Below are 11,493 nucleotides of genomic sequence, written 5' to 3'. Positions count from 1 at the left end.
TAAGGATAATCACGATACCCTTTTTGCTCTGGCGTCGCCCCTTTTTCTGCTAAATATGCTTCTACTTTCTGATCAATTTCCAAAGTGCTAATCCCTGGTCTTATCATCTTGGCAATCATTTTATGACAGCCAACCAGAATCTCACCAGCCTTCTTCATTTGCTCCATTTCTCTTTTTGATTTTAATACAATCATTTACAATCCTTCTTTCTATCTATATCTTACATTCATTTAAAGAGCATGAAAAAACCTTTTCGATTTTATCTGAGTAAACTAAATACACAAATCCCTTACGGAAAGTGAAGTGATTCAGCTTGTTGATTATTTAAACAGCAAACCTTTTTTCTCCCTTTTAGATTAACACAAAAAAGAGCCTATACCTAACTCCATATTCATGATAAAAAGATTATATTCTTCTTCTCATGAATCGGTGTACGTACAGACTCTTCTTCCGATTTACTTTTCTTATTTATTTAATAGCTTTAATGATTCTCGAGTGAATGCCGGTAAGTCCTCTGGCGTTCTGCTTGTCACTAATTGGTCACCACATACTACTACTTCTTCATCCTTGAAAGTGGCACCAGCATACTCCATGTCCACTTTTATCGATTTATAACCAGTAGCATTTCTGCCCTCTAGCGCTTTCGCTGTAATCAACAGTTGAGGTCCATGACAGATAGCAAAAACTGGTTTCTTCGCATCCATAAAGGCTTTTGTAAAAGCAACTACTTGGTCATCTGCACGTAGCTGATCAGGAGAAAATCCACCTGGAATAAATAAGGCATCAAATTCATCAGGATGGACATCAGCAATTCCCTTATCTATCTTCACCGTTGCTTCTTTTTGTTTTCCTTCCACTGTTTTACCAGCTTCCAGTTCAATTGTTACTACCTCATGCCCAGCTTCCTTGTAAGCTTTAGCTGGTTCTGTGTACTCAGAATCCTCAAACATATCAGTAATTAGAGTGGCAATTTTCTTACTCATATATAGCATCTCCTTTTCCTATTTTCTATAAGTAACCTTCCCCATAGAAAGAAAATAAAACATGCTAATGTTATTTTTAAGCTTCATTTCTTCTTGCAAAATCAACAAATCGGAACTTATCTGGTCGATGTCGAGATTCTGTAAATTGGAATAAAGTGGCATTTTCAAAATAGATATAGTTTTTTACGACAACAATGGAATGAAATCCTTCTAAATCGAGCAAACTATAGTCTTCTTCTGTCGGCTCCTCCACCGTAAATTCCTTTTTAGCAAAACTAATTTTTAGATTTAATTCCTTCTCGATATAATCAAAAATGGAATTTCGGCATATTTCTTCTGTTAAACCAGGCACGTATTTTTCAACAATATAATCCTTATCTAAAATGATGCGTTCCTGATTAATTTCTCTGACTCGAAAAACTTCCCAGATAGAATCATCTTTCCCAAGCTGCATCTCTTTTTGCAAAAGGGAGGAAGGCTGTTTATTTGCAAAGCTTTCAATAATAGTTACAGAGGAATGTCCCATTTTATTGGCCAATTCTTTAAAGCTGACCAATCCTGAAATCGGAAATTGCAGCTTTTCCAAATCTAGTACAAGGGAACCTTTCCCTCTGAGTTTTTGGATATATCCTTTTTGAGATAAAATATTTAAAGCCTTACGGATTGTTTCTCTAGATGTATTATATTGTTCTGCTAATTCATTTTCAGATGGCAAAATAGTTTCTGGTGGGTACTTCCCATTTCTTATCGCAGCTTCAAGCTCTTCAAATATCATATAATATTTATTCAACACGAAATTCACCAACATTTTCAAATTATTCGTTACCATTCTACCCTTTTTCAAACGAATTGTCTAAAAAGGATTGAAAAACAAATAAAAAAATGTTTCATTTTATTAAGGAAAGGGTAAATAATATAAGATATATTTCAATATTTCGAACATTAATTGAACTATCCTTTCTGCATCAAGGATTTATATACATAATGGATAGAACAAATTGTTCTTTATATGGAACTTTTTATCTATAAATGCTATCATAAATATACATACCGTTATGAGTGAAGGTGAGTGAGCGTATGATTGGGGATCGTGTAAAGCAACTACGTTTAGAAAAAAGAATGTCCTTATCGGAATTAGCAGAACAAGCAGGAGTCGCAAAATCTTATTTAAGTTCTTTAGAAAGAAATTTACAATCCAATCCATCGATTCAATTTTTAGAAAAAATTGCAGCTGTTTTCAATATACCCGTTGATCATTTAATAAATGACCGACAAAATAAGGATGATTTAGATTCTGAATGGTTAAAAATTGTAAAAGAAGCAATGGATTCTGGTGTATCTAAAAAAGAGTTTAGGGAATTTTTAGAATTTAATAGATGGAGACTTGAACAAAAGAAATAACTATTTTTTCAACTTATATATTTACAAAAGTTACTAAACTTTAAAAGAGGTTTTCTACATTGAATTTCGAACAATATGATTACATTATCTTTTCGATTACGAGGAATTCAATGTAGAGATTCCATTTTATTTTCACCTTTTTTGTTATATACAATGATTATTTCGGATTTTCCGGAATTAAGTAATCCTTCTCTCTTCGTAAAAATTCCCTTACTTCTTGCAAATTCATTCCAATATTTTTGGCTTCGTTAATTAATTGAATCCATTCTAAATCCAATTCTTCGGTAAAAAGCTGACTATTAATCACTTAATTCTTCCCTCCCAAAAATACATTTGTATTTTGGCAGTCCGGCCATCCTTGTATAAAACATTAGATCCGTGACTTTGCGTCCCAAACTTTCGTATTGGTTTGCCCTTAACATTAATGATTCACTTGTCCTTGCTGTTTTCTCATTATATCTTTTTTTAGGTTTAAAAGATGCAGTATTTTGTCATAAAATTAGGACAAATTACTAAAAGATTTCTTGTTTATTCTACAAAAAATGTTAAATTCCTCGAACCTTATCGAAATAATCCTACAAATGCATTATTTACTTCTATCTTAGATGTTGTACTACGATTTATTTTGACTTCTACCATAATATTTTGTTGTATAGCTTTTTATCACCTTTTTAAATGAATAATTAATATGAATTTGCTCAAATGTCATTGCGTCAAAAAAGGGATATTCCGTTAAATCATTTTGGCATATTGGACAAATCCATTTTCCTAGTTCACTGCTACTATACGATGGTCTATTACATTTATCACAGTTTTTCTTATACATATTTCACCCTCTTTATTTCATTCGGCTTCATTGAGATGTGTATTTGAGATAAATGAACATTAATGGAGTTAAAGCACATGAGTACAAGATTCTTAAAATTTCTCTTTTCATTCTATAAAACACTAAATTCGTTCTTATTAAAGAACTTTTTCATTAGTATAGGGCAAATCTATCATTTTTGAAAATTCCGAAATTAGCCATATTTTCTTTTTAAAGAACAAAAACCGTTCTTTTTCTCGAAATATCTCTCGTTTTCTAGCTTTTCCTTATTTTTTATTGAATGATTTGTTCGTTATAATGAAACAGTACTTCTATATGTGGTGAGGAGAATCTTGTTATGCTGGTTGGTGTAAAGGTCAAGAAGATAAGATTAAAAAGAGGATATTCTATCAATGAACTTTCCGACAGATCCGGTGTTTCTAAATCCTACTTAAGCTACATTGAAAGGGGCATCCAAAAAAACCCCTCTCTTCAAGTTCTAACAAAACTCGCAAACACCCTTGATACCAATGTAGAAGATCTACTAGACAATAACAATACTGCCATAGATGGGATAGACGAAGACTGGGTGAGTTTAGTAGAAAAAGCCATAGAGGATGGGATTACAAAAGAGGAATTTGCCGGTATTCTTGAATATGTTAAGTTCAAAAAAAGACAAGAAGATTAGAAAAACGCCTTGGGATTAGGTACAGACATCCCACGAAAAAGGCTTCATCTTGTGAAAGATAAAGCCTTTTTTGATACCAAAAAAGACTATCCAAAGAGAATACTTGGAATAGTCCTTCCTCTTACTTATTTATTTAGCTCGACTGCTATTCTTGATCCAACTTCTGCATTGTTTTTAACTAATGCAATATTAGCTACTAAGCTGGTACCTTCTGTTAACTCTTTTACTTTGCTTAATAAAAATGGTGTTACCTTTTTGCCAGTAATATGATTGTCTTTCGCTTCTTGTAGCGCTTTTTCAATAATATCGGTAATATATTTTTCCTCAAGCGCATCTTTTTCTGGAATTGGATTGGCAATCACAGCCCCACCATCTAATCCTAACTCCCATTTTGTTTGAATCATCTCTGCTGCTTCTTTAGCAGTTTCTACAGAAAAATTCACTTCAAATGGACTCGTTCTTGTATAGAAGGCTGGTAGAGATTTTGTCCCATAGCCAACAACTGGCACACCATATGTTTCAAGATACTCTAACGTTAAGCCAATATCTAAGATTGACTTCGCACCAGCACAAACAACCGCTACACTTGTTTTAGCAAGTTCTTGTAGGTCTGCAGAAATATCCATTGTTTGTTCAGCTTCCCTGTGAACACCGCCAATTCCCCCCGTTACAAACACTTTAATTTCTGCAAGTTCGGCACAAATCATGGTAGCAGCTACAGTCGTTGCTCCATTTTTTTTGCCTGCAATTAGGTACGGTAAATCACGTCTGCTCGCTTTTTCAATATTGTCGCTCTTAGCTAAAAATTCTATTTCATCTTCTGATAAGCCAATCTTTATTTTCCCCTCGATAATGGCAATCGTTGCAGGCACTGCTCCATTCTTGCGAATAATGTCTTCTACTTCTTTAGCTGTTTCTACGTTTTGAGGATAGGGCATACCATGTGAGATAATTGTTGATTCTAATGCAACAATTGGTTGATTGTTTTTCTTTGCTTCTAATACTTCTCTTGAGAATTCTAGCCATTCCGTTTTCATATTTATGCTCCTTTTTAATGAAAGTATTTTCCGAATATTTCTTGTAGCTTTTTATTATTTAATAAAGGATTTACTGTCTGCTTGGATTGAAGTGTTAGGATAGAACAAGCAATTCCAATCTTGCAGGCATTTTCCGTGTTTAGGCCTTTAATATGAGAATACATAATGCCTGAAACAAGGGAATCACCTGCTCCTGTTACATCAACCACTTCTGCTTCAGGAGTTAAAATGACACCAGCTTCACCGAGTTTAGTAAAATAAATAAGTCCCTTATCCCCTCGAGTAATTACTACTTTTTCTACACCCTTAGCAAGAATTATTTCGGCTGCCTTAAAGAAATCTCCCTCTTCTTTAATTTTCATTCCAGCAAGTACCTCGGCCTCATCACTATTTGCAATAAGCCATGTTACTCCATGCAAATTTTCTGGCAATTTCTTTACTTTCGGTGCAGAAACAGGGGTGATACATAATGCCATTTTTTCTTGTCTACATCTAACAATAATATGCTCTAATACATCACCTGAAAAATTAGTATCTAATATGACTAATTCTGAGGTTGCTATATAGCCCCATTTTTTATCAATGGTATCTTTGTCGATGCTATCATAAATAGACATATCCGCTAACGCAACGGCAAGTTCACCGTCTGAATCTAATAGCGCTGTATATGTACCAGTTCTATAAAGATTAGACAACAGGGAAGGAGTGATATCTGCATGATGTTTTGTATTATTTAATAACCATTCCCCTTCATGGTCATCTCCCACAATCGTAAATAAAGAGGTGTCGAGCCCTAGTCTGCCTAAATTCTCCGCAATATTTCTTGCTACTCCTCCAGGTGACTGGCTTGTAGAAGCTGGATTGGAGGTGCCATATTGAATCGTTTCCTTTGCTTGCATTTTTCGATCAATATTGGCTCCGCCTATACAAATAACTTCTTTCTTCTCTGGTAATACATAAGCTCTGCCTAATAGCTTCCCTTCTTTCGTTAAAGAAGAAATATATCCTGCTACGGCTGAGCGGGACAAGCCCATTTTATCAGCTAATTCATTTTGCGTAACAAAGGGATTATCTTTAATTAACTGAAGTATATACATCTCTTTATCATTCACTTCCATCGCCCCCTCAATAAAGTGAAACTACCAATTGGTAAACATAAAAAATAGTATCTTTACCTATTAAAACATTTGTTTTTATTATAAACAAATGTTTATTGAACAACAAGACTTTATTCACTTTTTCGAAAACTTTATCTATTTTTATTTTAGAAACATAGTCACGGGGCTACCTAATCTTTTGACTAGCATCCTTATTAATTTGTTTTATCCCAAAAAAAAAGAAGACTATCATTCATTAGTCTTCTTTTGCTACTCTTGGTTCGATTAAAATGTCAACTCTTCTATTTTTTGCTCTTCCTTCTGCTGTCTTATTACTTGCAATCGGTTGAAACTCTCCATACCCTTTGGCACTAAATGATTTAGGATCAAGTTTTTTATTTTCAAGGAGTAATTTCATGAAATTTAACGCTCTTGTTACACTCAGTTCCCAGTTGGAGTCATAGCGAGAATTACTGATTGGAACATTATCTGTATGCCCGCTTATAATAATGCTTCTTGGTGGGTCCATCACTAGTAGATGTGAAATTTCAGAAACAATGCTTCTATCCTTGTCCCGAACATCTGCACTTCCTGAAGCGAATAGGACATTATCTCTAATTGACACATGCAATCCTTCACCAGTGAGCTCCGTATCGAGCTTGTTTCCTAATTTATTCTCATCGATATAGGCATTTACCTTCTGCTGAATTTCTGCCAATTCCTTTTGATCTTGCTGTTTCTGTAATTCCTTTAGATCCTCCTCTGCGAGATCCTTCGTTTCTTCTTGCTTCTCTTTCTCATCAAGATTCACATCTGAATTTTCACTTTCCATCGATGGCACGGGACTAGGATATTCAAAGAAACCCGTCCCTCCTTGTAATTCTCTATTAAAAGCATCTGCAATGGCCGAGAATTTTTTTGCATCGACAGAACTCATTCCATATAAAACGATAAACAAAGCCAACAATAAAGTAAGAATATCTGCATAAGGAACAAGCCAAGTTTCATCTATATGTTCGTCGTGATGCACTTTCTTTTTTTTCTTTTTACTCATTCATATTCACAACACTTTCGTTTTCCTCCAGAAATTGTCTTCTTTCTGAAACTGGTAAATACGATGCTAGTTTCTGTTCTATTACTCTAGGTGCCTCTCCCTCTAAAATAGAGAGAACTCCTTCAATCATTAAATATTTTTGACTTGCTTCCATTTGAGATTTTCTTTTCAGTTTATTTGCGAAAGGATGCCATAAAACATATCCCGTGAAAATCCCCATCAAGGTAGCAACAAACGCAGCACTAATGGCATGTCCAAGCGCTTCAGCATCAGACATATTTCCCAATGCCGCTATAAGTCCAATTACTGCACCTAGCACTCCTAATGTAGGGGCATAAGTTCCTGCTTGCGAAAAAATTTGTGCTCCTGAGCGATGTCTCTCTTCCATCGCCTCTATTTCTTCTGTTAATACATCTCTAATATATTCTGCACTTTGTCCATCAACAGATAAAGATAGGCCATTTTTCAAAAATGGGTCTTCGATTTCATCTGTTTTTGCTTCTAAAGCAAGGAGACCTTCTTTTCTAGCTAATTGTGCCCATTCTGAAAACAAACGGATTAATTCTTTCGTATCCTGTATTCTTTGTTCCTTAAACAGGATGCCAAATAGCTTCGGAACTCGTTTAATCTCAGAAGCTGGAAAGGCAATAACCACTGCCGCAACTGTACCAACTATAATAATTAGAAGAGCCGCTGGATTCAATAATACTACTGGGCTAACTCCTTTAAAAACCATCCCTACTCCAACAGCAATAATGGCAAGTATAATTCCAATCAAGGACGTTTTATCCATCTTTTCCACCTATCTTATTCCAAAATTTCGATTCTTAGTCTTACCCTTTTTTTCGACAATTCTCTTCATTTTTTTAGTTTTATTTTATGTAAATTTCGTTAACTTCATGATTCATGACAATAGTCCTGCTTTTTTCAAAAAAAAGGGTGATATAATCATCACCTTCTCTTAATAAGTCTATCTTATTAGGAGATAAAAATCGAATAATCAGCTAATCTTACCATTTATGATCCGACAATCCGAAATTTGATCCAAATTTATCATATATGATCGAATCTCACTTACTTAGGAAATAGTCGATTCTCTATCTTCTCCTGATAATTAGAAAAATGCTTGGAATGGCTAGTTCCTGTGCGTTCTCTAATCATTTTGTTAAATCTCCATAATTTTTCATTATATTTCTTTTGTAAATCCGCCTTCTCTTCTTCCGTCTCACAGGAGCGGATTAAATCTTCCATTGACAATAATTCCTGCCTAATTTTATCTTCTTCTAAAGAATATCCAGCATTTTTTAATACTCGATACGCCATCCGTAATTCTTCCGGTACAGATGCTAAGCTATCTTTTGGAAGTGGCTTGCCGAACCCTGGAAGATTGTTAAATTCCCCATTTTGATAGGCTTTTTTAATTTTATCCTCTGAAGCAAGAAAAGAAAAATCCATTTCATGAACCCTCCTGTTTTATTCGCTTATTTCCATTATATAATTTCCACTTCTCTTTCGTATAGGATAGACCATTTTTATAAAAAATAGAAAAGGAAGAAAGGAGTGTTATCAATGGCACGTGGAGAACATTTTAATCATAAGAAGAAACACCATCCAGGACCGCTTCCAAAAGATTCAAGAAAGCATACGCATACAGAGGATGCTCCTGGAGATGAAGAATTTATCGTAACACAAGAAGCATTTAAAAACCGCATCGAAGAAGAAGAGTAAATCAAAGAAAAATACGGCGTTCTATAAAAATTGGAAAGGACGCCGTTCCTCTTTTTTCTTCAAAAAGCTGTTTACACATCTTTTAATACTTTTTATGCAGTTAATTAAACATTAGCAATCGGTTCTCTTCTTTACGTTCCACTCTCTATTGAAGGCAATCATCTTTTCCAAACAACAAACGCAAACCTTTCCCCCATTAAACTCTATTTCCCATTACCATCCTCATCTCATGTTATACTAGAAGGTATCGTATTATTCTCAAAAGACCCTATCTTAAAATGGATAAGCAGAAATCAATCTACTTATATTCAAGAAATAAGAAACGGCCAAAATTTCTATTGGAAGGTGTTTACATGAAATCTCTTGTGTTATGTGAAAAACCAAGTGTTGCTAGAGAAATAGCAAGAGTGCTCGGTTGCAATAAATCAAATAAAAGCTATTTGGAATCAGATAAATACATTGTTACATGGGCTTTAGGTCACTTAATTGAATTAAAAATGCCCGAGCACTATGATCCCAAATTTAAAAATTGGAATCTAGAGGATCTGCCAATTATTCCAAAAACCATGGAATTAAAAGTGATGAAACAAACAAGCCATCAATATAAGGCAATTGAACAGCTGGCAAAAAGAAAAGATATAAAGGAATGCATTATCGCGACCGATGCGGGACGGGAAGGTGAACTAGTAGCACGATGGATATTAGACAAAATCCGTTTTACCAAACCAACTAAACGATTATGGATATCCTCTCAAACGGACCGTGCAATTAAAGATGGATTTAAACAGTTAAAACCAGGAAAAGAATTTGATCGTTTATATGAATCCGCTGTGTGTAGAGCCCAAGCTGATTGGTTAATTGGATTAAATGTTTCTAGAGCCTTAACGACAAAGTTCAATGATCCCTTATCAGCTGGACGTGTGCAAACGCCAACCCTCTCCATGGTTTTAGAAAGAGAGAAGGAAATTCTGGCCTTTGTTCCGAAAGAATATTGGACTATCACGGCAAATGTAGACTCTTTACAAGCAAAGTTTGAAAAAGATCGTGAAAGAAGACTTTTTTCTAAAGAAAAAGCAGAAGCGATTGTTACGAAGTGCAAAGGGAATCCAGCAATTGTCGAATCCCTTACCGTAAAAGAAAAAACAGAACACCAGCCATTGCCTTACGATTTAACCGAGCTCCAAAGAGATGCAAACAGACGGTTCGGCTTTTCTGCTAAAAAGACGTTAAATGTACTTCAAAAGCTATATGAGCAACATAAACTTGTCACCTATCCAAGAACGGACTCCCGTTACTTAACGACAGATATGAAGGATACTATGCTCGACCGATTAGAAAGTATTTCCGGAGCATTTAAAGAAGAAGTTCAACCTGTCTTACGCAACAAAGGAAAAGTAGAAGCAAACAATGTATTTAATAACAATAAAGTTTCGGATCACCATGCGATCATTCCAACAGAGCAGCCAGTCTTTTTAAATCGATTGGATAATGATGAAGTTAAAATTTATGATTTAATTGTAAAAAGATTTTTGACGCTATTTTATCCAAAATACAAGTATGAAACGATTTCTACTACATTAAACATCAGTGGAGAAACATTTATTGCTCAAGAAATGAATGTATTAGATTTAGGGTTTAAAGCTTTAGATGATCGCAAAGCAGAGTCCTCCAAAAGCATTCAGCTTCAAAAAGGAAAACAATTGAAAGTCCAATCGGTGAGTATGGAACAAAAATTCACAGAAGCTCCATCACGCTTTACGGAGGCTGATATTCTAGGAAAAATGGAGAAGTTTGGACTTGGAACACCAGCTACACGCGCAGAAATTATCGAAAGACTACTCTCCTCTGAAGTGTTAGAAAGACAAAATGGCAAATTACATTCTACCTCCAAAGGAAAACAGCTTATCAATCTCGTTAATGATGATTTAACTACTCCTGATTTAACGGCGAAGTGGGAACAGGAATTAGAGGATATTGCCAAAGGAAAAGCAAATGCTAAACAGTTTATGGAGCAAATCAAAGATCAAACAAAACGATTTGTCAGTGAAATTAAGCATAGTGATAAATCGTATAAAATGCAAAATTTAACTGGATCCAAATGCCCTGAGTGTGATTCCTTCTTGAAGGAAAAGAATACGAAAAACGGAAAAATCCTTGTATGCTCCAGTTTGGATTGTTCTTTCAGCAAAAGAAAAGATCCTAAGCTATCAAATAAACGCTGTCCACAATGCCATAAGAAAATGGAAATTCATAACGGTGTGGCAGGAACCTATTTCCAATGCAGAAATTGTAATGTTGTGGAAAAAGCGACAGATCGTAAAAAAACGATAAATAAAAGAGAAGAACGAAAGCTAGTTCAGAAATACAGCAAAGACGAAAGCTTTGGAAACAGCCTGGGTGACTTATTAAAAGCTGCGATGAAAAAAGAAGAATAAAATGTAAAAAATGGTTGGGACATAAGTATTCCATCCCAAGTTATAGCCAAACAATTACGCGAAAATTTCGTATGATTGTTTGGCTTTTAATTAGCTTTTAAAAAGGCGTTTTATAAAGTTTGTTGCTATTATCTGTAGCCTGAATGATATGCTTCCCTATGGAATAAATAGTGTTCTTCTAGTGAATGAAAACCACTTTTGATAAGAGCGATACACAAATTTGCGTTCATCATGCGTATGAAAACCACTTTTGATAAGAACAATA

The 11,493-nt window shown here is 34.8% G+C and carries 14 protein-coding genes and 1 riboswitch; of the genes, 4 read left to right on the top strand and 10 right to left on the bottom strand.

The genetic code is table 11. From position 1 onward, the window contains the following. The 3 genes from RTL21_RS21680 to treR form a co-directional block, all read right to left on the bottom strand. Positions 1-194: M24 family metallopeptidase (locus RTL21_RS21680; RefSeq protein WP_312099046.1), on the bottom strand; the 194-nt coding region annotated here is incomplete at its 3' end. A gap of 270 nt (positions 195-464) precedes the next feature. Then, positions 465-983: a type 1 glutamine amidotransferase domain-containing protein gene (locus RTL21_RS21675; RefSeq protein WP_312099044.1), complete on the bottom strand. Its 519-nt coding sequence runs from the start codon at positions 981-983 to the stop codon at positions 465-467. 76 nt (positions 984-1,059) lie between these two features. Next, positions 1,060-1,776: a trehalose operon repressor gene (treR, locus tag RTL21_RS21670; protein WP_312099069.1), complete on the bottom strand. Its 717-nt coding sequence runs from the start codon at positions 1,774-1,776 to the stop codon at positions 1,060-1,062. Between the two features lie 284 nt (positions 1,777-2,060). Here treR and RTL21_RS21665 point away from each other — a divergent pair, with 284 nt between their 5' ends. Then, positions 2,061-2,384: a helix-turn-helix domain-containing protein gene (locus RTL21_RS21665; protein ID WP_312099042.1), complete on the top strand. Its 324-nt coding sequence runs from the start codon at positions 2,061-2,063 to the stop codon at positions 2,382-2,384. Between the two features lie 157 nt (positions 2,385-2,541). On the opposite strand, the gene RTL21_RS21660 is transcribed toward RTL21_RS21665, so the two are convergent. Further along, positions 2,542-2,691, bottom strand: coding sequence for an anti-repressor SinI family protein (locus tag RTL21_RS21660; RefSeq protein ID WP_312099040.1), 150 nt, complete (start codon positions 2,689-2,691; stop codon positions 2,542-2,544). Between the two features lie 32 nt (positions 2,692-2,723). Further along, a riboswitch (cyclic di-GMP riboswitch) is annotated at positions 2,724-2,808 on the bottom strand. Between the two features lie 189 nt (positions 2,809-2,997). Beyond that, positions 2,998-3,210, bottom strand: a complete 213-nt coding sequence (locus tag RTL21_RS21655) for a hypothetical protein (RefSeq protein WP_312099038.1) — start codon at positions 3,208-3,210, stop codon at positions 2,998-3,000. A gap of 337 nt (positions 3,211-3,547) precedes the next feature. Here RTL21_RS21655 and RTL21_RS21650 point away from each other — a divergent pair, with 337 nt between their 5' ends. Continuing rightward, a complete protein-coding gene (locus RTL21_RS21650) occupies positions 3,548-3,877 on the top strand; it encodes a helix-turn-helix domain-containing protein (protein WP_312099036.1) in 330 nt (109 codons plus the stop codon). A 125-nt stretch (positions 3,878-4,002) separates the two neighbouring features. Here RTL21_RS21650 and RTL21_RS21645 read toward each other — a convergent pair whose 3' ends face one another. The 5 genes from RTL21_RS21645 to RTL21_RS21625 form a co-directional block, all read right to left on the bottom strand. Further along, positions 4,003-4,914, bottom strand: coding sequence for a pseudouridine-5'-phosphate glycosidase (locus RTL21_RS21645; protein ID WP_312099034.1), 912 nt, complete (start codon positions 4,912-4,914; stop codon positions 4,003-4,005). 14 nt (positions 4,915-4,928) lie between these two features. After that, positions 4,929-6,032 (bottom strand): carbohydrate kinase, encoded by a 1,104-nt coding sequence (locus tag RTL21_RS21640; protein ID WP_312099032.1) that lies wholly within the window; start codon positions 6,030-6,032, stop codon positions 4,929-4,931. 235 nt (positions 6,033-6,267) lie between these two features. Continuing rightward, positions 6,268-7,065, bottom strand: coding sequence for a flagellar motor protein MotB (motB, locus tag RTL21_RS21635; protein ID WP_312099030.1), 798 nt, complete (start codon positions 7,063-7,065; stop codon positions 6,268-6,270). Further along, a complete protein-coding gene (motA, locus tag RTL21_RS21630; protein ID WP_312099028.1) occupies positions 7,058-7,858 on the bottom strand; it encodes a flagellar motor stator protein MotA in 801 nt (266 codons plus the stop codon). Before motA ends, motB begins: the two co-directional genes overlap by 8 nt. A 281-nt stretch (positions 7,859-8,139) precedes the next feature. Beyond that, positions 8,140-8,520 (bottom strand): DnaJ family domain-containing protein, encoded by a 381-nt coding sequence (locus RTL21_RS21625; protein WP_312099026.1) that lies wholly within the window; start codon positions 8,518-8,520, stop codon positions 8,140-8,142. A gap of 114 nt (positions 8,521-8,634) precedes the next feature. Here RTL21_RS21625 and RTL21_RS21620 point away from each other — a divergent pair, with 114 nt between their 5' ends. Both RTL21_RS21620 and RTL21_RS21615 read left to right on the top strand, forming a co-directional pair. Then, complete coding sequence (locus tag RTL21_RS21620; RefSeq protein ID WP_312099024.1) at positions 8,635-8,793, top strand: hypothetical protein; 159 nt, start codon at positions 8,635-8,637, stop codon at positions 8,791-8,793. Positions 8,794-9,146: 353 nt separating this feature from the next. Next, the gene (locus tag RTL21_RS21615) at positions 9,147-11,228 is read left to right on the top strand and encodes a DNA topoisomerase III (protein WP_312099022.1); all 2,082 of its coding nucleotides are present in this window, start codon (positions 9,147-9,149) and stop codon (positions 11,226-11,228) included. Positions 11,229-11,493 lie beyond the last annotated feature (265 nt).

Origin of the sequence: Niallia sp. (assembly GCF_031978665.1) — a bacterium.
GTDB lineage: Bacteria > Bacillota > Bacilli > Bacillales > Cytobacillaceae > Niallia.
The sequence above is the reverse complement of the archived record's forward strand: the minus strand, read 5'-3'. Positions and strand labels throughout refer to the sequence as shown.